This window comes from Luteibacter sp. W1I16 (assembly GCF_050434905.1).
Classification (GTDB): domain Bacteria; phylum Pseudomonadota; class Gammaproteobacteria; order Xanthomonadales; family Rhodanobacteraceae; genus Luteibacter.
In genome coordinates, this window is record NZ_JBNDJJ010000001.1 from 2,252,454 (window position 1) to 2,274,393 (window position 21,940).

Here is a 21,940-nt window from a genome sequence, read left to right on the forward strand (position 1 = left end):
CTGCATGTATCGCAGTGTGCCCCGTTCGCGTGCGAACGTCACACCTCGCCTTCGAACACGAAGGCGGCGGGGCCGGTCATCCACAAGGTGTGGCCCGGGCCGTGCCATTCGATGGTCAGCGTGCCACCGGGCAGTTCCACATCGACGATGGGCGCGGCCAGGCCCAGCGATTGGGCCACGGCGGCGGCCGCGCAGGCACCGGTGCCGCAGGCGCGGGTCCAGCCGCTGCCCCGCTCGTGCACGCGCAGGCGGATACGGTTCGGGCCCAGCCGCTGGGCGAATCCCACGTTCGCGCCTTGTGGAAAGGCTGGGTGGCCAGTGAGCAGTGGCCCGAGCGTATCCACGCGCGGGTCGTTCACATCGTCCACGAATACCACCGCGTGCGGATTGCCCATGGACAACGCGCCGAAGCTCACGTCCTCGCCATTCACCGCGAGCGTGTAGACGGCATGCGCAGGCAGGTCGAGCGGAATGGCGGCCGGCGTGAAGTCCGGCTCGCCCATGTCGACCACCACCCTGCCCGCGTCGAGCACGCGCACCGTGACCGGGCCGGAAGGGCTCTCCAGGCGAACGTCGCTGTCACGTTCGATCGCGCCATCACGGTACAACCAGGCGGCCACGCAACGGACGCCATTGCCACACTGCCCGGACGGTGAGCCGTCGGCGTTCCAGATGCCGTAGTAATAGGCGCAGGAAGGATCACGCGCCGGCTCGATGCTGATCAGCTGATCGAAGCCGACGCCGGTGTGGCGTTCGGCCAGCGCGGCCACGCGCGCCGCGTTCGGCGTGCGCGGCGCGTCTTCACGCCAGTCGACGATCACGAAGTCGTTGCCGATCCCGTGCATCTTTGTGAAGCGGGAAGGCATCGCCGGTTACTGATGGATGAGCGGGTTGAACGGTGCGCGCGTGCTGCTGGCCGGCGGCGGTGCGAGCGACGTCGAACTGGCGGCGGGATGCGCGCCCGGCTGCGGTTTGGCCGTGGCGGACGCGGCCGGCGGCGGCGGCATGAACAGCGGCCCCTTCTGGCCGCAGCCGGTCAGTGCGGCGACGGTGGAGGCGAGGGCAAGCGGCAAGATGAGTCGGCGCATGGGCGGTTCCCCGGAAACGGAGGCCAGTATAGCCTCGGGTCCGCTCAAAGCAGCTTTTCGAAACGGAACGCGTCCGCGCCGTCGGCGTAGTACTTCGCGTATTCGCCGATCCTCACGTAACCGAGCCGTTCGTAGAGACGGATGGCCACCCCGTTGTCCTTGCGTACCTCCAGGCGAAGCGACCGGCAACCGCGGGCGCGTGCCGCGTTCTCCGACGCCTGGATCAGGGCCGAACCCACGCCCTTGCCCTGGGCTTGCGGCGTGGTGGCGATGGAATAGAGCCGTGCGACCGTGGTGCCTTTGCGGAAGAACACGACGGCCGTACCGAGGAAGCGGCGATGGTTGGCGCTGGCGACGAGCACCAGCGCGCTTTCGCTGTCGAGGTGCTTGCGGTACTGGGCACGACTCAGGCGGTCCTGCGCGAAACTCGATTCCTCGAGCGCGACAAGGTCGTCGAGATCGCTCACTTCGGCGCGGCGTACACGCACCGAGGCGGTGACCGGGGTTGGCTGCATGCGCTTTGGGGACTCCGGCGCGGGTGGAGGACGGCTCGCGGGCCGAGTGGTGCGAAGCAAGCGCGGCACTGTAGACCTCGGGTCGGCATGGATCAATGACTTTTTCATGAATCCTTCCGGACGTGCGTCGACGGCCCCGCTTGTGTGTCGCACCATCGCAGGCACACACTGCGGCACCGGCGAACGATCGGCCCCGGGCGGGGTCGAGTGAACGGAGTTGCCGTCTGTCGAGGTCTCATGAGCCGGCTCGTCATCGTCGTGGAGAAAGCCTCGGACTGGGGCTCGTATTACCCGTCCGCCGATGTCGTCACCGCCATGGATTACCTCCGTCAGCCGGTGGGTGGCGACGACGAGCGCACCCAGGTCATCAACCTGTGCCGCAACTACAAGTACCTGGGCACCGGCTATTACGTGTCGCTGCTGGCCGAAGCGCGTGGGCACAAGGTGATTCCTTCCGTGCGCACCGTGAACGACCTGCGCCGCCGCTCGCTGTACGGCCTGGACATCGACGACCTCAACCAGAAACTGGCCAAGTTCCTGCCGGCCGGCGGGCGCGACACCACCGACTTCGGCGTACTCGTCTATTTCGGCGAGACCTCCTACGGCGACCTGCAGGATCTTGCGAGGCAGGTGTTCGACATGTTCCCTTGCCCGCTGATGCGCATCGAGTTCGAGCGCGACCGGGTCTGGCAGGTCTCCGCGGTCAAGGCAGTGGGCCTGCACACGCTGGACGACGCCCAGGAGGACTCCTTCGCCCTCGCGCTGGAGAAGTTCTCGCGCAAGCTCTGGCGCAAGCCCCGCGCGCGGCGCCGCTTCCGCTACGACATCGCCATGCTGGTCGATCCGAACGAGCAGATGCCGCCGTCGAACAAGAAGGCGCTGAAACAGTTCGTCGAGGCCGGCAAGCACCTGGGCATGGAAGTCGATCCCATCGGCAAGAACGACTACCAGCGCCTCGCCGAATACGACGGCCTCTTCATTCGCGAAACCACCGCCAGCGACAACCATACCTACCGCTTCGCCCATCGCGCGGAGAAGGAAGGCATGGTGGTGATGGACGATCCCACGTCGATCCTTCGCTGCACCAACAAGATCTTCCTGAACGACATGATGGTTTCGCGCAAGCTGGCCACGCCGATCACGGAGATCCTCTACCGCGACGATCCCAAACGCCTGCGCGACCTGCATGAACGGCTGGGCCTGCCCATCGTGCTGAAGATTCCGGACGGCTCGTTCTCGCGCGGCGTGGTGAAGGTGGAAACGCGCGAGGCCCTGGAGAAGGCGGCGGGGGAACTGTTCTCGCACAGCGCGCTGTTGATCGCGCAGGAATACCTCTATACCGAGTTCGACTGGCGCATCGGGGTGCTCAACCACGAGCCCTTGTACGCATGCCAGTACTTCATGTCGCGTGGTCACTGGCAGATCTACAACCATGGTGCCAAGGGCACGGCGAAATCCGGTGGATTCCGCACCGTGCCCGTGCGCGATGCGCCGGCCGAAGTCGTGAAGCTGGCGCTGAAAGCCACGCAGACCATCGGCGACGGCCTCTACGGTGTGGACCTCAAGCAGGTCGGTGAGCGCCCGGTGGTGATCGAGGTCAACGACAACCCGTCGATCGACGCCGGTGTCGAGGACGCGTACCTGGGCGAAGACCTCTACCTGCGGATCATGCAGGAGTTCCTGCGGCGCCTCGAACTCAAGCGGCTCGGCATCCAGACCTGAGCCCGGGCCTCAGCGACGGAACAACGCCATCAGCAAGGCCATCGGCAGGCTCGGCTTCATCGCCACCAGCACGCTGGCCGGCGCCAGCAGCAACCAGAACGCCGGTGTCCAGCCGAGCGTCTCGCTGTGTCCCGAAAGCGGCGTCAGCAGGAGCAAAAGGGCGCCCGCGGCCAGCCAGGCCATGGCGATGAGGGCGCGCAGGCGGCGCGGCGAGAGTGTGTCGTGCATGGCGTACTCCTGGCATCGGAAGAGCGATGGAGGGAGCCTAGGCAGCCGCCGTCTCACGGACCGCGACCGCGGGACGGCACGTTGTTAGAATCCTTCCGCCGGGCAGGGTGTTCCGGCGCCGTGCCAGGAGAATCCATGAGCGCTGAAGCGCACCGTTACGCCGTGTTCGGTCACCCGATCGAGCATTCGCTGTCCCCCGAGATCCACAAGGCCTTCGCCGCGCAGCTCGGCATCCGCCTGAGCTACGAGACCATCGACGCCGCCCCCGGGGATTTCGAGGCCGCCGTACGCCGCTTCTTCGCCGACGGCGGGCTGGGCGCGAACGTGACCCTCCCGCACAAGGAAGCGGCCTTCGCGCTTGCCAGCGAGCGCAGCGAGGCGGCCGCGCGCGTCGGGGCCGCCAACACCCTCACGCCGCTGGTGGGCGGCAAGCTCCAGGCCCACAACACGGACGGCAGCGGCTTCGTCCGCGACGTCACCGAACGTCACTCCCTCGACCTGCGTGGCCACGACGCGCTGCTCCTGGGTGCCGGCGGCGCGGCCAAGGCCGTCGCCTGGGCCCTGCTCGATGCCGGCGTGCAGACGTTGACCATCGTCAACCGCACGCCGGAGCGTGCCGACCAGCTGGCCGATGCGATCGGCGAACCCGCGCGCTGCCATACGCGTTACTGGGACGGCCTCGACGGCGAGTGCTTCGACCTCGTCGTCAACGCGACCTCGATCGGCGTGACCGGCGGCTCGTTCGACCTGCCGATGTCGATCCTGCAGGACCATTCCACCTGCTACGACCTTTGCTACGGTGCCGCGGCGGCCAGCTTCAAGGGCTGGGCCACCGCCGCGGGCGCCCGTTACTTCCGCGACGGCCTGGGCATGCTCGTGGAGCAGGCGGCCGATGCCTTCGAGCGCTGGCACGGCACGCGTCCCGACACCGACCCGGTCTACAACGCGTTGCGGCAGCGCTTCTGAGTCCATGGTGAAGCGAGGATGACGCTGCACATGTCCACGCGCTGGAACCGGGGTTCCTTGCAGGCGAGGAAGTCTTCGTTGAAGGTGCCGATGGTCGTGGCGGGCCGGTCTTTCAGGCCTTCGTGGAACATGTCGATGATGTCGTGCCCGAACGTGTCCGCGCGGGGATAGGCCGCCGTCACGGCGTCGCGTTCCTCGTCCGTGAAGTCGTCGTAGAAGCGCCCCGCCACGTCCATGGCGGCACCGGTCTGTAGCAGCGCCGCCTCCGCATGCATGAACTCCGGGACGCCGGGCGTCGTGTGCAGCGCGATGGCCATCCAGACCTTGTAGACGTCCGCTTCCGCGATGCCGTGGCCGCGCAGGAAGTCGCGCGCCGCGTTCGCGCCGTCCACTTCGAACCGCAGCGGGCTGGAGTGGAACGGACCGGTCAGCCCCAGGTCGTGGAACATCGCGCCGACGTAGAGCAGCTCGGGATCGAACGCGATGTCCTTGCGCCTGCCCGCGAGTGCTCCCCAGAGATAGACCCGTACCGAGTGCGTGAACAGGAGCTCGCTACGCGTGTCGCGAAGGAGCTCCGTGGCCTCGCGGGCGATGCCGCTGTCGGGAAGGCCGATACCGAGGATATCGTTCGAGCGCATGTTCATCGTTATCTCCGCCTGCTCAGGCTTCCGCCACGCGAGCCGCTTCCGGCGTGTTGCGAAAGCTGATCGCGAGACGGTTGTAGGCATTCATCAAGCCGATGGCGAAGGTCAGGTCGACCAGCTCTTTCTCACTGAACACGCTTGCCGCCGCACGGAAATCGTCGTCGGGCACGCCTGTTTGCGCCACCTGGGTCACCGATTCGGCCCAGGCGAGGGCGGCTTGTTCTCGTGCGTCGAAGAGGGCTCCGGCTTCGCGCCATGCTTGCAGAAGCGCCAGCTTCTCGATCGACACGCCCTTCTTGATCAGGTCGCGGGTATGCATGTCGAGACAGTAGGCGCAGCCGTTGATCTGGCTCACCCGCAGGTAGACGAGGTCGACAAGCCGGGCATCCAGCCCGGACTGCGACACATAACCGTAGACGCCGCCGAGCGCTTTCGCGCCGTTCGGCGAAACCTTCGTGTAATCGATGCGTTGTGACATGACGGAACCTATTCGTGCGGGGTGGTGAGGGGTGTGTCGCCGCTGTCGACGACGAAGACGGCGAGCAGTTTCGCGGGGGCCGTGGCGCTCGCATTGCGGCTCATGCGGTGCTCCGCGCCGGGCGCCTCGTAGAAGGATTCGCCGGCGTGGTAGACGCGTGCGGGGCCATTGTCGACCTGGCTTTCGATCGCGCCCGACACGACGTACGCGTAGATGAAGGCCGACTTCGCGTGCGTATGCGGTGCCGAGGCGCTGCCTGGGGGATACGCGACCTCGACGGCGACCAGCGACTTGCCCGGGATGTTCGGGATCGCGCGGGAGAAATTGGGCGTGACCGTTTCGCCCGGCCTGTGCGCTCCCACCGTCGCCGACAACATGGCGGCGGTCAGTAGCGCTCCAAGAAAACGCTTTGTTCTCATGATCGACTCCTGAAGTGGAGCACCATGGTGCGCCTGCCGTGGGTCATCGAAAAGAACCAGAAAACGCCTTTCCGGATGTACCATGAGGCATGGCCTCCGCGCTGCGCATCAGAATCGACCGTTCCGCCCCCGCCACCCTGACGGAACAGATTCGCGCAGGCGTGCTGGCGGCGATCGACAGTGGCGCGCTGGCGCCTGGTGCCCGCCTTCCGTCATGGCTGGCCCTGGCGGCGCAGCTCGGCGTGGCGCGGGGAACGGTCAAGGCAGCCTACGAACGCCTGGCCGACGAACAGGTGATCGTCTCGTCTCGCCCGGGCGGTACCCGCGTCGCCGATCATCCGGCGAGCCGGGCTGGCGTGGCGCCGCAAAGCGAGGCGGACACACCACCGGCGCTGTACCAGCACCTGTTCGGCGGAGCCGCCATGTTCCAGATGGGAGTGCCGGGCTCCGACGGTTTCCCGGCGAGCCTGCTCGCACGTTTGCGCGCCCACGCCGCGCGCGCCGAGACGGCCGCGCCCGCGCTCTACCCCGATCCTCGTGGCGAGATCGAATTCAGGCGCGAGATCGCCGCCCACCTGGCATTGGCGCGCGGCATCGAATGCCGTCCCTCGCAGGTCTTCATCACCGCCGGCTTCGCCGGCGCGCTCGGCCTGGCGCTGAGGGTGCTCAGTGTCGAAGGGCGCGAGGCCTGGATGGAGAACCCAGGTTTCTTCCAGAGCCGCAAGGCGCTCGAGCTCGCCCGGCTGGTTCCCGTGCCGGTGCCCGTGGACGATGAAGGCGTCGACGTCCCACGAGGTATCGAACTGGCTCCCGCGGCGGCGCTGGCCCTGGTGACCCCCGGGCAGCAGGCGCCGCTCGGCGCCACGCTGTCGCTGGCCAGACGGGTCGAGTTGCTTGCCTGGGCGGTCCGCACGGGAGCGTGGATCCTCGAGGACGATTACCTCGGTGAGCTTCAGCTCGAACGGCGTGCCGCGCCTGCCCTGGCGTCTCTGGATCGCGAGGGGCGCGTCATACACATGGGGTCGTTCAGCAAGACCATCAGTCCCGCGCTGCGGCTCGGCTTCATCGTCGCCCCCGCGGGCCTGGTAAGCGCCTTCACCCAGGCGGCACTGTACTTCGGCTCGGCGCCGGGCCCCGCGATCCAGCATGCGATCGCCGATTTCATGCGGGAGGGGCACTACATGAGGCATCTGCGCCGCATGAAGCGCATCTATTCCGCGAAGAGCCATGCACTACAGGCGGCGTTGGAAGCGAACGGCTATCGCGCGCACATCGGCGGGCTGGGCGCCGTCATGTATCTCCCGGACCATGTTCCGGATATCGATGTGGCACGCGAGGCAAGGGTGCACGGGCTCGCGCCGGTACCGCTGTCGCCGTGGTTCAGTCCCGGCACCACCCACCGCTCAGGTCTTTTGCTCGGGGTCGCCACGGTGGACGAGGCACGGCTCGCCACGGCGTGCAGTCAGTTGCATCGACTCATCGAAGACGTCGCGCTCAAGGCGCGTCCGCGCTCGTCACGCTGACGGGGCACTGGTACGTGGCGCGGTAGTCGTAGCGCTGCTTCATTCCCGAGCCATCCGCCGTCGCCACGGGTGCCGCCAGGACCAGCTGGATGGTGTCGACCCTTGGCGTGCTGCACTTCTGCCGCGCCATGGCGACACAGGGTTGCTCGCTCAGCGCGTCTTCCGTGCACGACACCGCGATGGGTGCCGCCGCCGGTGCGACGGCGACCGGCGTGGTCGTGGAAGCGCAACCTGCGAGCAGCGCCAGCGTGGGCCAAAGGAAACGGCTTTGGTAACGCATCGGATCCTCCCTATGGATAGAGCCTGCACCGGCCGGATGACCGGCTTGTTTCAGCGCAACAGCGGCTGTAGTAGCCCCACTGAAACGATCACCTGGGGCCAACTCACGCCGGGAAACCCGACTGTACCCACCGAAGGATGGACGTCCAAATGTTTCAGGCGTAACGGTTGCCAACTTCGTCACACTTCGGGAGGCAGTCAAACATCCGTCATCCCGGGGTAAGCAGCGTTACATGCGCGGGCCACAGGCTCGCGGGTTCTTGCCTCCGATGGATCGTCCCCGATGACGCGTGTTCGTATTTCCTTTCGTCGTACCGCCCTCGCCACCGCGCTCGCCCTGTCGCTGTACGCCGGGTTCGCGCACGCCACCGCGGATGACGACGCGAAGGCCGCTCCCGCCCCCGCCGCTCCAGCGGCGGACGCGCGTGACACCCCGAAGCAGCTCGATGCCATCTCGGTGATCGCACCGGGCGAAACGCGACAGATCCAGAGCATCGGCGTCGAGGAGATCGTGCGTCAGCAGACCCCCGGCAGCAGCGCCCTGAAGGCGCTGGACAAGCTGCCTGGCGTGCAATTTCAGTCGGCCGACCCGTGGGGTGCCTACGAGTGGTCCACGCAGATCACCCTGCATGGCTTCGACCAGTCCCGCCTGGGCTTCACCCTCGACGGCATCCCGCTCGGCACGATGGGCTACGGCGTGACCGACGGGCTCCAGGTCACTCGCGCCATCACATCGGAAAATCTCGCCACGGTCGAGCTGGCGCAAGGCGCCGGTGCCCTGGGCACAGCCTCCAACACCAATCTCGGCGGCACCGTGCAGTTCTTTTCCGCCGATCCGGATGCGAAGCCGGGCGTGCGCTTCAACCAGGTGATGGGTTCCGACTCGACCAGCCGCACCTATGTGCGCGCGGACAGCGGCGACCATGGCGGCTTCTCCATGTACGTGTCGTTCGCCCATGCCGACACGGACAAATGGAAGGGCTTCGGCGACCAGAAGTCCAACCAGGCCAACCTCAAGGCCGTGTACCAATGGGGCGACGGCAACCGCATCAGCCTGTTCGCGGACGGCAGCAAGCGCAAGGAATACGACTACATGGACCTGTCCCTGACCAGCCAGCGCGCGCTGGGCTGGGATTGGGATTACCTGCAGCCCGACTGGAACACCGCCGTCGGCATCGCCAACGCGCTCAACGGCAAGGGCCAATACCCCGCGCTGCTCAACGCGCTACCAGCCGACTACGGCAAGGGTGACGCGACGTATTACGCCGGCGGCGGCATTCGCCGCGATGGCCTGGCGGGCCTGTCGGGTTCGTTCAACCTCGGCGGTGCCACCCTCGACGCCACGGGCTACTACCACGCCGACCGCGGCGAAGGTCAGTGGGCCACGCCTTACCAGGCCTCGTCGCCGGCCGTACCACTTTCCATGCGCACCACCGACTACGGCCTCGACCGCTATGGCCTCACCTCCGCGCTGAAGTTCAGCCTGGCCAACCACGACATCGAACTGGGCGTGTGGGGCGAGAACGCCAATACGAACCAGGAACGCAACTTCTTTACGTTGGACGGCCAGTACACCGCCCTCTACACCTTCTACAACGACCAGCAGCCGTTCCTTCGCGCGTTCCTGCAACACTACGAAACCAAGACGCGCATGGCTTACGCGGAAGACACCGTCCACTTGCTCGACGACCGGCTCACCGTGAACTTCGGTGCGAAGTCGTTGCGCGTGACGACGGACGCGACGTCCCTGGTGCCGACGACATCGTTTGCCCAAGGGGACATGAAGGCGAGCAAGGGCTTCCTGCCGCAGGCGGGCGTCGACTACCGCCTGGACGAGAACCAGGACATCTATGGGTCCTATGCGAAGAACCTGTCCGCCTTCGGCATCACGCCTTTCAGCACGTCGCAGGCGGCTTTCGACGCCGCTAAGAGCCGGCTGAAGCCCGAGGAATCGCAGACCTGGCAGGTCGGCTACCGTGCGCATGGCGAAACCTTCGAGGCGTCGCTCGGCCTGTTCTACACGCGCTTCGAAAACCGCCTGCTGGTGACCACGCCCTGCCCGGCCGTCGTCACCTGCGCGTCCTCGCTGAACAACGTAGGCGACGTGAAGAGCCGCGGTGCGGACCTCGCCTTCATCTGGAAGCCGGTGCGCGGGTTCACCTGGCTCAACTCGCTGTCCTACAACAAGTCGCAGTACCAGGACGACTACCAGAACGCCGGAACGGTGCCCACCGCCGACAAGTACGTCGTCGGCGTGCCGAAGACGATGTTCTCAACCTCGCTGAGCTACGAGATGGGCGGCTGGCGCGCCAACCTCGAAGGCAAGTACACGGGCCGCCGCTACATCACCTATACCAACGATTCCGCCGTGCCCTCCTATTGGGTGGCGGATGCGGGCATCGCGTACGACTTCGGCGCGGTCTCGGCGTTCAAGGGCCTCAGTGTCGGCTTGAACGTCACCAACCTGTTCGACAAGCACTACTTCGCCTCGACCGGCACCAACGGCTACGTCGCATCCGACCCTCAGGGCTACAACCAGACCCTGATGGCCGGGGCGCCGCGCCAGTACTTCGTGAACCTCAACGCGCAGTTCTGACCAGTCAGACGAGAAAGACCACGACGAGGGCCAGCACGATCGTCACGATGTCCTCGATGATCGCGCCGGGGAGATCCTTATGGAATTTGGCGGCCATCCACGCGCGGGCCGCCGAACCGCCGTACGTGCCAAGTACCGCACCGATGACGCCAGCGATCAGGCCACCGACGAGGCTCTCGTCGGTGGCACCGACACAAGCGCCGCTCAGCGCGCCCGTGATGACGCGGGTGCCGAACTGCAAGGGAATCTTGCGGCTGGGGGTGCTGGGCAGCTTGTCGGCGACCAGCTCACCGAGGGCGGCGATGCCGAATATCCATGGTGTCCAGGCATAACCCATGAAGGCGAGCGGTGTGCCGGCCAGTTGCAGATCGCCGAAGCGGGCAGCGAAGGCGATGGCCGCGGGGGCGAGCATGGCGCGATAGCCGGCGGCGATACCGATGAGCAAGGCGAGAAACAGGATCATGGCGCATTCCTTTCCCGGATGGTGGTTGCATTAGGCGTGATGCGAACACCCGATGCAATCGTTCTTCCGGTGTAGGAGCCGCGTCGACGGCGAATCCGCGACAGCGGGCCGGTCATCGCGACCGGCCCGCCTTGATGAGCTTACAGCGAAGTACTCACGCGCCTCCCGCCCTGGAAGCGGTTGGCCAGGACGCTAGCCTGTGCCCCGAGGACAAGGGGCGTGCCCCAGGCGTCAGCCACCTTGAACGACGTGAAGCCCGAACCGGTGCCTTGCCAATCGAGCACGCGGTTACTGGCGTTGCGCCAGAGCAGGTCCGCGATGCCATCGCCGTCGAAATCGGCGATGCTCGCCAGCGCGTATCCCGCCGGGATCGCGCGGCTGCGCTGGTCGATCACGCGGAACCCGTCGAGCGTCCACCAGCTGAGCTGCGCGTTCGCGGTGTCGGTCCAGACCAGATCGGTCGTTCCGTTGCCGTCGATGTCGCCCACGCCATAGAGCGTGGCACCCGCTGGACGAGCGGGCAGTGCATGGGTGACAAAGGCGCCCTGCTGGTTGTCGATCCACAGCGTGACCGCCGTGTTGCCGGCACTGGTCCATACGAAATCCGTGTAGCCGTCGCCATTGGCATCGGCGATGGTTGGCTTGGCGCCAGGCACTCCGGGGATAGGCCGGGATGTACCCGTGACGATGATGTCGTTCTGCGTGACCGGATCGAGATCCAGCGCCCACCAGATGATCTGCGAGGTGGCCGTGTCGAACCAGACGAGCTTCTGTCGGCCGCTGGCATCATGGACGCCGACGCCGAGCAGCTTGTAGCTAGCCGGCACGGAGTGGCTGACCACGAACGTGAAGTAACCGCCGGTACCGGTCGACACCCAGATGTTCAGCCGACGATCACTGCCTTGCAGCACCAGTTCGCCTGACTTCAGTGACAGCGCGTTCAACCCCGGGACGAGGTCGCCCGCGGTGACGACCGTGAGGCTGGGGTCGATCGCCTGCGTGTAGTCGTACAGGCTGACCGCGCCCTTCATCGCCACCGAGTGCAGCATGCCTTCGGAAGGATCGACATAGGCGAAATCGCTGTAGCCGTCGTTGGTGAACAGGTCGTTGAGCGAGAGGAAGTCCGACGACGCGGCATATCCGCGCTTGGCAGGCGCGCTCCAGTCGACCACGGCATCGACCAGGTTGGACGCGTTGATCGTCCCCAGGCCCGTCGCCATGCTGTAGCCGACGTTGGTCTTCCACGCAGGAACGAGTGAGTTGGTGGTGGGATCGCCACCCTCGACGATGCCGACGATGTTGTTGAGCTTCTTGCCGGTATCGCAGTTGAGCGTGCCCGTGCCGCACGGCTGGACGATGTCGCCCTCGGTGACGTTGTTGAACACGCAATCGGAGCTGATGGTCACGCCGTTGCTCGCGTTGCACGCCGTGAGCGTCTTCGTATTCGGTGAACCGACCGTGCCGAACTGACGCGCGGCCACGCCGTAGAACGCCGGCAACACGTTACCGCTGCGGTCGCCACTGGCCTGATTGATAAGCGTCTGCACACCCGCCATTGCCGGCGCGGCGAACGAGGTGCCACCCGCCGAGTTGGCGAACACGCTGTCCGGATTGTTGAAGTCGCACGCGGTGCCGCCGTTCGCCTCATCGGACATGCAGAACACCAGGGCATGACCGAAGATGCCGTTGGCGGAGAACAACGACACGTCGGGCAGCATGCGCGCGGTGTGGTTGGTCGAACCGCTGATACCGATCTGCGCCAGGGGCTGGGTGAACTGGCCGCTGGGACCGCCACCGCCGCCGCCGACCTGGAGGAAATCCTGTCCGCGGCCGACATCGTCATTACACGCGGTGATGCCGTCGCTGTAGCCGAGCAGGGTGTACAGGTGGCTGCTCGCGCAGCTGTTGTTCCAGGTCATTTCCGGGATGTAGCTGATCGCGGACTGGTAATACGGCAGGTTGGAGTCCGTCCAGTACGTGGACAGCTGGCCACGATCGTTGAAGTCCGTGCCACCTACGGCCACGGCCGAAGGCGAGGACGCCAGCCCGTTCACGGCTGCACCCGACGTGGACCAGAACAGCGCGCCCTGGTCACATTGCGTCGAGCCGCCATCACCGGACGATACGAACACCGTCACGCCCTCGGCGGCCGCCGAGGACCAGAGGACGTCGGCGACAAACGCGTCGCTGGGATCCTGCGATTCGCAGGCGCCGTAGCTCAGGCTCCACACGGGAGGCGGCAGGCCGCCGTCGGGACCGCCATCGAGCAGGCGTGCCGCCGCCTGGAACGGACCGAAAGTGGAACCGCTGTCCGCGCAGGACGCCAGCACGATGTCGGCGTCCGGTGCCGCGGCGCCAGCCCATTCCGCGTCGAGCGCGGCTTCGCCCTCATCGCCGTTCAGACCGGGATCGACACAAGCCGCGCCATCGAAAACGGGATGGAGGATGCTGAAACTTCCCTTGGCGTCGGCAGGAAGGAAGGCGTTGCGGAACCGCGCCACGTCGTCAGGCACGACGTTCGTGCGCTCGAGGACGACCACGGTCTGGCCTGCGCCGCGCACCGCCCCGCGCCGCTCCCACAACGGCTTCACGTTATAGACCTGGTTGAAGTCGGCCGGCACCATGTCATACGTGGGGTATTCGGATTGATCGTGCCAGGCGGAACGGTGAATGACGGCTTCGCCGCGTCCGCCGTGCTCCACTTGCCGTGTTTGCGATCGAACGTGCTGCGGGCCACCGCGGTGTGCTGCGGTTTCGGGAAGAAGTTATGCAACGACACGCCCTTGACCAACGGGGCCAGCGAAGCGGGCACCTTCGTCGCGGAGCTGTTGGCGAAGTGCCGCTCACCATCGACCGTGTAGTGATGCAGCTGCGTACCGAAGGCTTTCGACACGGAGGCGGCCGGTCCGGAGAACGTGACGCGCATGCGGTCGCGCGAGATGTTGGAAACCGTCAGGCCCTGGGAACGCAGCCATTGCTCGATGGTTTTCACGTCTTGCAGCGAGGGCCCGAAGCGCTCGCCGAGTTCCGTCGCGGTAAGCCAATGATGGAAGTCCGGTGACGCAGGATTGTTCAGGCTCGACAGATAGGAACGGAAAGCCTTCTCGCGGTCGTCGTCCCGCTTCAGCACCAGCGTGATGTCACCGACCGGTTCGTCCGCCGACATCGCGCCGGCATCGTAGCGGGCGATAGTCCGGTTCGGCGCGGTTCCCGGGAGGGCGAAGGTCGAAGTGTTCTCTACGGTTTTCGTGATACGTACGGTGGCTTTCGGTTGCAAGGACCGCGTCGCTTGCTGCAGATCCGTTGCGGCCGAAGGTAATGACAGGGCGCAGCCTGCCGTCAGGCTCGCGAGCGCGAGCCAGGTGTGATATCCGCGTAACATCGTGTTGACTCCCTTAGCGTGAGTGATGTTTCCCCACCGAACTCCCCTGCCGAAGGCTTTCCCCCTAAACGCCGCAAACCAGGTCGATCAGCCCGGTCAACGTAAACCCGCAATGGCGATGGTGAACATGACAGGGTTCACATTTGGCCGTCCAAACGAACCGATATTCGACGCAACATGGAGAGCATCATTCCATGCGTCCGCGTATGGCCGTGACCTTCACGGAAGTTCTTGCGGGGCGGCCGCCACGGATTTGCAACAATCGGGCGGGAAGATGTGAGGCCCGCTGGGGCCGGCCACAGGGGGTCGGCCTGGTTGCGGGTCGTTCTCCCGGATTTCCCCATGTTCAAGTTCAACCTGGCCACGCTTCCCCGCCGCGTGGTCATCCTGGCCGGCGCCGTTGTCGTGGCCCTCGCCGGCGCCGCGGCGTTCGCGACGCTGCGCGTGCACCGTGCCGACGCGGGAATGGCTGCTCATGGCTCGTCCCCGGCGCAGGCCGAATCCGGCGACGCCGGCGCGTCGGGCGTCGATATCCTGCTCGACCTCGCCCGCCAGGCCACCCGCGAAGGCCGTCTCGTGGCGCCGCAGGGCAACAACGCCTACGAGTATTACCTCAGCGTCATCCAGCTCGAACCGAACAACGCGACCGCACAGGATGCGTTGCGCGAGACCCTGCCGTTCGCCTCGCAGGAGATCGAGCGCCTGATCAACCGGCGCCAGCTCGAGGAGGCCCGGCGCGAGATCGCGCTGCTACGCGACTATGACCCCACCAATTACACGTTGATCATCCTTGGCGCCAAGCTCGACGCCCAGCAGCAGGTGGTCACCGCGGAAGACGAGGCCCGGGCCGAAGCGATGCGCAGGCGTAACGGTTAACGGGTTCATGGTACGTGGCGGTGGCCGGGGCGATAATCCCGGCTCCGCACAGGCAAGGAGCCCTCATGAACCGTTTTACCTCCCTTTTCTTCCTGGCCGTCCTCGGTGGCGCCGCCGTGACCGCCTGCCAGACCGCTCCGGCGGCCCAGCCGAAGCCCGTCGCCGGTTTCGTCACCGACATGAAGGCGTTCGATGCCTTCATCGCCACCCGGCCCACGCCGGAACAGTTCCGCGCGGCCTATCCCGATGTGATCCTGGTGACGCCCGACATGATGACCACCCGGGAAATGCGCCAGAACAACAGCCGTTATTTCCCCAAGCTCGATGCGGAAGGCCGCATCGTGGGCGGTTCGTTCATGTGAACCCGGCGGGCATGGCGCGAACGGCTACAATTCCGCCATGTCCACTTCCATCCGGCCCTTCAAGGGCGTCCTCCCGCGGCTTGGCGCGCGCGTCTACGTCGATCCCGCCGCCACCGTCATAGGTGACGTCGAACTGGCCGACGATGTCTCGATCTGGCCGGGGGCCGTCGCCCGTGGCGACGTGCACCATATCCGCATCGGGGCCCGCAGCAACCTGCAGGATGGCGCGATCATCCATGTGACCCACGACGGCCCCTACAGCCCGGGCGGGTTCCCGACGATCATCGGCGCCGACGTCACTATCGGCCACGGCGCGATCATCCACGCCTGCACCATCGAGGATGGTTGCCTGATCGGCATGCACGCCACCGTGCTGGACGGCGCCGTGGTGAAGAAGAACGGATTCGTGGGTGCCGGCGCGCTGATTCCCCCGGGCAAGGTCGTGGGCGAACGCGAGCTGTGGTTGGGGAATCCGGCAAGAAGGGTGCGCGTGCTCAGCGATTCCCAGGTGGAGCAGCTGTACTACTCGGCGGCCAACTACGTCCGGCTCAAGGACGATTACCTCGCTTGAGGCCATACACGGCCCGCCCTGGGCCGCCACGCCGCGCCGCCGCTTGATTTGGGCCGGCCACGGCACCACGCTGGGTGCCTGAAAGGAGATCCCGATGGACACCAGCACCAACCCTCTTCTCGACCCGAATGGCTTGCCGGCTTTCTCGGCGATCCGGCCGGAGCACGTCGAACCGGCCATCGACGCCTTGATCGCCGAGCAGCGCGCCGCCATCGAGCGGATCGCGGCGCCCGGCGGCGTCCGCGATTTCGAGCACGTGATCCTCACCCAGGAACGCCTCGACCAGACGATGGCACGCGCCTGGGCGCCGGTGAGCCACCTGCATTCGGTGGCCGACTCCGAGGCGCTGCGCAAGGTTCACGGCGCCGCCGAGGAAAAGCTCACGGATCACGGCATCGAAGTGGGCCAGAACCGCGATCTCTACGCCGCCGTGCAAGCGGTGGCCGATCGTCCCGACTTCGCCGCCCTTCCCGTCGCCGGCCGCGCCGCGGTGGAACATGCGTTGCGCGATTTCCGCCTGTCCGGCGTGGCGCTCGAGGAGCCGGCGCGCAGCCGCTTCCGGGAAATCGGCGTCGAGCTGTCCAAGCTCACGACCGAATTTTCCAACGCGGTGCTGGACGCCAGCGAAGCCTGGCACAAGCACATCACCGACGAACGCGACCTGGCCGGCATTCCCGCCTCGGGCCGTGCCGTGCTGCGCGAGTACGCCCGCGAGGAAAATCTCGACGGCTTCCTGGTCACGCTTAAGCAGCCGAGCGTGCAGGCCGTGCTCACCTACGCCGAAAATCGTGAACTGCGCGAGGCGGTCTATTACGCCTACCAGACCCGCGCATCCGACCAGGGTCCGGACAAAGGCAAGTTCGACAACTCCGCGCGCATCGAAAAGATCGTCGCGCTGCGGCACGAGGCAGCCCGACTGCTGGGTTTCGCCAACGCGGCCGAAGAATCGCTGGCCACGAAGATGGCGACCTCGCCCGAGAGCGTGCTCACGTTCCTGCGCGACCTGGCCGCCCGCGCGAAACCGGTGGCCCGTAAGGAGCTCGACGAACTGCGCCATTTCGCCACCGATGAACTCAAGATCGACAACCTCGAGCCGTGGGATGTCGCTTTCGCCGCCGAGCGCCTGCGCCAGCAGCGCTATGCGATCGACGAGGAACAGATCAAGCCGTATTTCCCGGCCTCGGCCGCCATCGACGGTCTTTTCATGGTGGTCGAGCGCCTGTACGGCGTCCGTTTCGCCCCCCGCGACGATGTCGACACCTGGCACAAGGACGTGAAGTACTACGACCTGAAGAACGCCGATGGCACGGTGTTCGCGGGCGCCTACCTCGACCTGTACGCTCGCTCGGGCAAGCGCGGTGGCGCGTGGATGGACGTCTGCGCCTCACGGTTCCGCGACGGCGACCACCTGCAGTTGCCCGTCGCCTTCCTGACCTGCAACTTCCCGCCGCCAACCGACGGTGCGCCGGCCTTGCTCACCCATGACGACGTGCTGACCCTGTTCCACGAATTCGGCCATGGCTTGCACCACATGCTGACCGAGGTGGACATTCCGTCCGTGGGCGGCATCGACGGGGTGGAATGGGACGCCGTGGAGCTGCCTAGCCAGTTCATGGAGAACTTCGCCTGGGATCGCGGTGCCTTGCGCTCGTTCGCGAAGCACTACGTGACGGGCGAGCCGCTGCCGGACGACCTCTACCAGCGCATGCTCGACGCGCGCCACTTCCATGCGGGTCTGTTCCTGGTCCGCCAGCTGGAGTTCGCCCTGTTCGACTTCCGCCTGCACCTGGAATACGACCCGGGCCGGGGTGCCCGCGCGCTCGATGTGCTGGAAGAAGTACGCCGTGAGGTCGCGGTGCTCCATCCGCCGGCCTGGCAGCGCTTCCCGCACGCGTTCACGCATATCTTCGCCGGAGGCTATTCGGCCGGTTACTACAGCTACCTGTGGGCGGAGGTGCTTTCCGCCGATGCCTTCGAGGCCTTCGAGGAAGCGGGCGTGTTCGACCGCACCACGGGTGAGCGCTTCCGCAAGGAGGTGCTGGCGGTGGGTGCGACCCGGCCTGCGCTGGAGTCTTTCAAGGCCTTCCGCGGCCGAGAGCCCGACCCGAGCGCCTTGCTGAAAAGCTACGGCCTGGGCTGAGTGGTCCGTGTCGGTGCGGCGCCCAGGCGCCGCACGGCTTTCCTTTACAATGGCACCATGAAGATCGCGTCATGGAACGTCAATTCCCTCAAGGTCCGCCTGCCCCACCTCCAGCAGTGGCTGGCCGAGGCGCAGCCGGACATCATCGCGTTGCAGGAAACCAAGGTCACCGACGACAAGTTTCCCGTCGACGAGATCGCGGCCATGGGTTACCGGGCCGTGTTTTCCGGGCAGAAGACCTATAACGGCGTCGCCATCCTCGCCAAGGAGGAGATCGGCGATGTCGTGACCGATATCGAGGGCCTCGACGACCCCCAGCGGCGCATCCTTGCCGCGACCGTGGGTGACATCCGCGTGGTGAACCTCTACGTCGTCAATGGCAAGGCGCTGGGCGACGAAAAGTACACGTATAAGCTGCACTGGCTGGCGCGCGTGCGCGATTTCCTCGAAGCCCAGATCGCCCGGCATCCCAAACTCGTCGTGCTCGGCGACTTCAACATCTGCCGCGATGACCGCGACGTCTACGACCCGGTCGCCTGGGGCGAGGACATCTTCTGTTCGCCGCCCGAGCGCGCTGCCTTGCAGGCCCTGCTCGATGTGGGTCTTCATGACAGTTTCCGGCTTTTCACCGAAGATGCCGGCATCTTCAGTTGGTGGGACTACCGTCAGGCGGCCTTCCGCCGCAACATGGGGCTGCGGATCGACCTCATTTTGATCAGCGATGCGCTCAAATCCCTCGCGACCTCGTCGATCATCGACAAGGGACCGCGCAAGTGGGAGCAACCGTCCGACCACGCGCCCGTCGCGTTGGAGTTGAACCTTTGAATACACCGAAGTCCGAATGGCCAAGTTCCCTCGACGACAGGGAGCTCGAAGAACTCGATACCTACCTGCGCGCGCACGGTAGCGACGGCGACCTCATGCTCGATGGCGTGCACGGCCTGCTCTCGGCCGTCGCGATCGGTCCCCTCGAGGTGAAGCCCGAAGAGTGGCTGCACGAGGTACTGCACGACGCCTTCGAGGACGAGAACGAGGGCAACCGAGTGCTCGAGTTGCTCGCCAAGCTCAACGATTCGATCAGCGCGGAACTCGACGTGGACGCCTACGAGCCCATCCTCGGCGAAATCGACACCGAGGAAGGCCCGATGCTTTCCGCCGCCGGCTGGTGCGAGGGTTTCAGCCGTGGCATCGACATGCGTGCCCAGCTATGGGAAACCCGCCTCGCCGAGGACCCCACGCTGATGCAACTGCTCGGCCCCATCATGGCGCTGGCCGTTGACGAGGGCGTGCTCCAGGCGGACGCGGAGTTCGAGAAGCTCACCGACGACGAATACGACGAATGCCTGGGCCAACTGCCCGAGGTGCTCAACGCCGTGGGCGATTACTGGCGCGAAACCCCGCCGACGGAAGCGGAGTTGCAGGCACTCACCCGCCCGCGCGTGGAAGGCGAGGACGGGCCGCCCAGGCAGCGTTCGGGTCACTGGGTGCACTGAGGCCCCGTTTCGCGAAACGCATCGTTCACGCCGCGCACCTTGGCGACGGGCGCCGCAACCGGCATCTTGGCGGCAACCAAGGAGCCCGCCATGACCCATCGCCACATCACCCGCCGCGTCCGCGGCATGGATACCGCCGACGGCGCCGGCGTGAAGCTCAAGCGCGTCATCGGCCAGCCAGCGCTCGACATGCTGGACCCGTTCCTGTTGCTCGACGAATTCCGTTCGGATCAGGCGGGCGACTACATCGAAGGCTTTCCCGAGCATCCCCATCGCGGTTTCGAGACGGTGACCTACATGCTCGCCGGCCGCATGCGGCACGGCGACAACCATGGCAATCGCGGTGACCTGGGTCCGGGCAGCGTCCAATGGATGACCGCCGGCCGGGGCATCCTGCATTCGGAAATGCCGCAGCAGGAAGAAGGCCTTATGTGGGGCTTCCAGCTTTGGGTGAACCTGCCCGCCGCCGACAAGATGGTGGCGCCGCGCTACCAGGACATCGCCCCGGACGACATCCCGGTCGTGCGGCCCGCCGATGGCGTGACCGTGCGCGTCGTCGCGGGTGAGCTCGCCGGCGGGAAAGGGCCGATATCCGGCATCAGCACCGATCCCATCTATCTCGACATCTCGCTGGACGCCGGTGCCCGGTTCGAACTCGACGTGCCGGAAGGCCATAGTGCGTTCGCCTACGTGTTCGACGGCACCTCCGCGACGGTGGCCGGTGAAACGCTGGCGCGCAGCGAACTGGCCGTACTGTCGAAGGGCCACACCGTGAGCTTCGCCGCCGAGGCACATGCCCGGGTCCTCTTCGTCGCCGGTCGTCCGCTCGCTGAGCCGGTCGCGCGTTACGGCCCGTTCGTGATGAATACGCCGGCGCAGATTCACGAGGCCATCGCGGACTTTCGCGCGGGCAAGTTCTGACGTAAGAGCAGGGTAATGGTGAGGGCGGTTGTCAGATTCGCCCTTGCCGCCGTACCCTGCCGGGCATGTCCAGACAAAAGCATGCCTTCCTCTTCGACCTCGACGGCACGCTCGTCGACAGCGTTTACCAGCACGTGCTTGCATGGAAGGAATCGCTCGACATGGAGGGGATCGACCTTTCCGTGTGGCGGATTCATCGCAAGATCGGCATGAGCGGTGGCTTGTTCACCGACATCCTGCTGCGCGAGACGCAGACCGAGATCACGCCGGACCGTATCGACCGCCTTCGCCGTAACCATGCCGCCGCCTATGGCCGGCTGGCGGAGGCCGGTGCCGTGAAGCCGTTGCCGGGGGCGGTCGAACTGTTGAAGTGGCTCACGGACGCCAGGATTCCCTGGGCCATCGCCACCAGCGGGCGCATGGAGACGGCGGCGCACAATATCGCTGCCCTCGGCGTCGACCCGAATACCGTGCCGGTGGTGACCCGTGACCAGGTGCGGCATGCGAAGCCCGACCCGGATCTCTTCGTCACCGCCGCCGAACGGCTGGGGACCGACATCCGCGACGCCATGGTCATCGGCGATGCGATCTGGGATATGCTCGCCGCCCAGCGGGCCAGGGCACTGGGCATTGGCTTGCTCTCCGGGGGTTACGGAGAGAACGAACTCGAGCGGGCGGGCGCCTACCGCGTGTTCGAGGACCCGGCCGACCTGCTCCGACATATCGACGAAGTCGCAGCGCGAAGCTGAACGGATTCAACAAGTTCCCCGGGGCGTTTAGGCGCCGGACGGGGAAGGGTTCGTAGGATCGCACCCATACGCGTCGCGAGGATTTCATTGCACATGCGCTTTTTGCTCACCGTCATTCCGTTGACCGCCGCGTTCATCATCGCGGCCTGCTCGCACTCCGAGCCTCCCGCGCCCGAGGCCTCGCCTGCCGCCGCGTCCACGGCCGCGTCACCCGCACCGGGCAAGACGGCGCCCGCCAACCCTGCCCTGGGCTCGCCCGAATGGCTCGCCTGGGTCGACAAGACTCTTGCTGTGAGCGATGACGGGCATGGGCCCACGCCGGGGTCCGACGAGTGGAACCGGGCGGTGAATACGAAGCTGGGACAGGAAGCCCCGCAGGCCTCGCCGGGCTCGGCCGAGTGGCAACAGGCGGTCGATGCGCTTTTGCGCACCCGAGTGGCGACGCACTAGGCATCGCCGGCAGGGTCGGCTCCCACCTGGCTAGCCTCGCCCTGGTGGGAGCCGACCCTGTCGGCGATCCCGCGG

At 66.2% G+C, this 21,940-nt stretch carries 24 protein-coding genes; 13 read left to right on the plus strand and 11 right to left on the minus strand.

Going from position 1 to position 21,940, the window contains the following annotated elements:
* Positions 1-38: 38 nt before the first annotated feature.
* The 3 genes from dapF to QFZ41_RS10030 are packed head-to-tail and all read right to left on the minus strand — an operon-like array spanning position 39 to position 1,603.
* Positions 39-866 (minus strand): diaminopimelate epimerase, encoded by an 828-nt coding sequence (dapF, locus tag QFZ41_RS10020; RefSeq protein ID WP_429198628.1) that lies wholly within the window; start codon positions 864-866, stop codon positions 39-41.
* Between the two features lie 6 nt (positions 867-872).
* On the minus strand, positions 873-1,088 hold the full coding sequence (lptM, locus tag QFZ41_RS10025; RefSeq protein WP_429198629.1) for an LPS translocon maturation chaperone LptM: 216 nt from the start codon (positions 1,086-1,088) through the stop codon (positions 873-875).
* Positions 1,089-1,132: 44 nt separating this feature from the next.
* Positions 1,133-1,603, minus strand: coding sequence for a GNAT family N-acetyltransferase (locus QFZ41_RS10030; protein WP_429198630.1), 471 nt, complete (start codon positions 1,601-1,603; stop codon positions 1,133-1,135).
* Positions 1,604-1,840: 237 nt separating this feature from the next.
* On the opposite strand from QFZ41_RS10030, the gene QFZ41_RS10035 reads away from it, so the two are divergent.
* On the plus strand, positions 1,841-3,325 hold the full coding sequence (locus QFZ41_RS10035) for a RimK family protein (RefSeq protein ID WP_429198631.1): 1,485 nt from the start codon (positions 1,841-1,843) through the stop codon (positions 3,323-3,325).
* Positions 3,326-3,334: 9 nt separating this feature from the next.
* On the opposite strand, the gene QFZ41_RS10040 is transcribed toward QFZ41_RS10035, so the two are convergent.
* A complete protein-coding gene (locus QFZ41_RS10040) occupies positions 3,335-3,553 on the minus strand; it encodes a hypothetical protein (RefSeq protein WP_429198632.1) in 219 nt (72 codons plus the stop codon).
* Between the two features lie 135 nt (positions 3,554-3,688).
* Between QFZ41_RS10040 and aroE the strand changes: the two genes are divergently transcribed.
* Positions 3,689-4,519 carry a shikimate dehydrogenase gene (gene aroE, locus QFZ41_RS10045; RefSeq protein ID WP_429198633.1) on the plus strand — a complete coding sequence of 277 codons (831 nt, stop codon included), beginning with the start codon at positions 3,689-3,691 and terminating at the stop codon, positions 4,517-4,519.
* Here the strand turns inward: aroE and QFZ41_RS10050 are convergent.
* From QFZ41_RS10050 to QFZ41_RS10060, 3 genes are read right to left on the minus strand one after another with little or no spacing between them, the layout of a single operon-like run.
* Positions 4,492-5,163 carry an HD domain-containing protein gene (locus QFZ41_RS10050; protein ID WP_429198634.1) on the minus strand — a complete coding sequence of 224 codons (672 nt, stop codon included), beginning with the start codon at positions 5,161-5,163 and terminating at the stop codon, positions 4,492-4,494. The genes aroE and QFZ41_RS10050 overlap by 28 nt on opposite strands.
* A gap of 16 nt (positions 5,164-5,179) precedes the next feature.
* On the minus strand, positions 5,180-5,641 hold the full coding sequence (locus QFZ41_RS10055) for a carboxymuconolactone decarboxylase family protein (protein ID WP_429198635.1): 462 nt from the start codon (positions 5,639-5,641) through the stop codon (positions 5,180-5,182).
* Positions 5,642-5,649: 8 nt separating this feature from the next.
* Positions 5,650-6,060: a cupin domain-containing protein gene (locus QFZ41_RS10060; RefSeq protein ID WP_429198636.1), complete on the minus strand. Its 411-nt coding sequence runs from the start codon at positions 6,058-6,060 to the stop codon at positions 5,650-5,652.
* Positions 6,061-6,149: 89 nt separating this feature from the next.
* On the opposite strand from QFZ41_RS10060, the gene QFZ41_RS10065 reads away from it, so the two are divergent.
* A complete protein-coding gene (locus QFZ41_RS10065; protein WP_429198637.1) occupies positions 6,150-7,583 on the plus strand; it encodes a PLP-dependent aminotransferase family protein in 1,434 nt (477 codons plus the stop codon).
* Here the strand turns inward: QFZ41_RS10065 and QFZ41_RS10070 are convergent.
* Positions 7,555-7,863: a hypothetical protein gene (locus tag QFZ41_RS10070; RefSeq protein ID WP_429198638.1), complete on the minus strand. Its 309-nt coding sequence runs from the start codon at positions 7,861-7,863 to the stop codon at positions 7,555-7,557. The genes QFZ41_RS10065 and QFZ41_RS10070 overlap by 29 nt on opposite strands.
* Before the next feature lie 282 nt (positions 7,864-8,145).
* Here QFZ41_RS10070 and QFZ41_RS10075 point away from each other — a divergent pair, with 282 nt between their 5' ends.
* The gene (locus tag QFZ41_RS10075; RefSeq protein ID WP_429198639.1) at positions 8,146-10,458 is read left to right on the plus strand and encodes a TonB-dependent receptor; all 2,313 of its coding nucleotides are present in this window, start codon (positions 8,146-8,148) and stop codon (positions 10,456-10,458) included.
* Between the two features lie 4 nt (positions 10,459-10,462).
* On the opposite strand, the gene QFZ41_RS10080 is transcribed toward QFZ41_RS10075, so the two are convergent.
* The 3 genes from QFZ41_RS10080 to QFZ41_RS10090 all read right to left on the minus strand — a co-directional run bounded on the left by QFZ41_RS10080 (position 10,463) and on the right by QFZ41_RS10090 (position 14,198).
* Positions 10,463-10,921: a DUF4126 family protein gene (locus tag QFZ41_RS10080; RefSeq protein WP_429198640.1), complete on the minus strand. Its 459-nt coding sequence runs from the start codon at positions 10,919-10,921 to the stop codon at positions 10,463-10,465.
* Positions 10,922-11,061: 140 nt separating this feature from the next.
* Entirely contained in the window at positions 11,062-13,545 is a 2,484-nt protein-coding gene (locus QFZ41_RS10085; protein ID WP_429198641.1) for an FG-GAP-like repeat-containing protein, read from the minus strand.
* A complete protein-coding gene (locus QFZ41_RS10090) occupies positions 13,509-14,198 on the minus strand; it encodes a protease pro-enzyme activation domain-containing protein (RefSeq protein WP_429198642.1) in 690 nt (229 codons plus the stop codon). Before QFZ41_RS10090 ends, QFZ41_RS10085 begins: the two co-directional genes overlap by 37 nt.
* A gap of 447 nt (positions 14,199-14,645) precedes the next feature.
* Here QFZ41_RS10090 and QFZ41_RS10095 point away from each other — a divergent pair, with 447 nt between their 5' ends.
* From QFZ41_RS10095 to QFZ41_RS10135, 9 genes are all read left to right on the plus strand, one after another.
* On the plus strand, positions 14,646-15,179 hold the full coding sequence (locus QFZ41_RS10095; RefSeq protein WP_429198643.1) for an energy transducer TonB: 534 nt from the start codon (positions 14,646-14,648) through the stop codon (positions 15,177-15,179).
* 65 nt (positions 15,180-15,244) lie between these two features.
* The gene (locus QFZ41_RS10100) at positions 15,245-15,541 is read left to right on the plus strand and encodes a hypothetical protein (RefSeq protein WP_429198644.1); all 297 of its coding nucleotides are present in this window, start codon (positions 15,245-15,247) and stop codon (positions 15,539-15,541) included.
* A 37-nt stretch (positions 15,542-15,578) separates the two neighbouring features.
* Positions 15,579-16,112 (plus strand): gamma carbonic anhydrase family protein, encoded by a 534-nt coding sequence (locus tag QFZ41_RS10105; RefSeq protein ID WP_429198645.1) that lies wholly within the window; start codon positions 15,579-15,581, stop codon positions 16,110-16,112.
* 94 nt (positions 16,113-16,206) lie between these two features.
* Positions 16,207-18,252, plus strand: a complete 2,046-nt coding sequence (locus QFZ41_RS10110) for a M3 family metallopeptidase (protein ID WP_429198646.1) — start codon at positions 16,207-16,209, stop codon at positions 18,250-18,252.
* A 57-nt stretch (positions 18,253-18,309) separates the two neighbouring features.
* Entirely contained in the window at positions 18,310-19,077 is a 768-nt protein-coding gene (gene xth / locus QFZ41_RS10115) for an exodeoxyribonuclease III (protein WP_429198647.1), read from the plus strand.
* The gene (locus QFZ41_RS10120; RefSeq protein WP_429198648.1) at positions 19,074-19,745 is read left to right on the plus strand and encodes a YecA family protein; all 672 of its coding nucleotides are present in this window, start codon (positions 19,074-19,076) and stop codon (positions 19,743-19,745) included. Before xth ends, QFZ41_RS10120 begins: the two co-directional genes overlap by 4 nt.
* A gap of 90 nt (positions 19,746-19,835) precedes the next feature.
* On the plus strand, positions 19,836-20,666 hold the full coding sequence (locus tag QFZ41_RS10125; protein WP_429198649.1) for a pirin family protein: 831 nt from the start codon (positions 19,836-19,838) through the stop codon (positions 20,664-20,666).
* Positions 20,667-20,731: 65 nt separating this feature from the next.
* Positions 20,732-21,415 (plus strand): HAD family hydrolase, encoded by a 684-nt coding sequence (locus tag QFZ41_RS10130; RefSeq protein ID WP_429198650.1) that lies wholly within the window; start codon positions 20,732-20,734, stop codon positions 21,413-21,415.
* A gap of 93 nt (positions 21,416-21,508) precedes the next feature.
* The gene (locus tag QFZ41_RS10135; protein ID WP_429198651.1) at positions 21,509-21,865 is read left to right on the plus strand and encodes a hypothetical protein; all 357 of its coding nucleotides are present in this window, start codon (positions 21,509-21,511) and stop codon (positions 21,863-21,865) included.
* Positions 21,866-21,940: the final 75 nt, after the last annotated feature.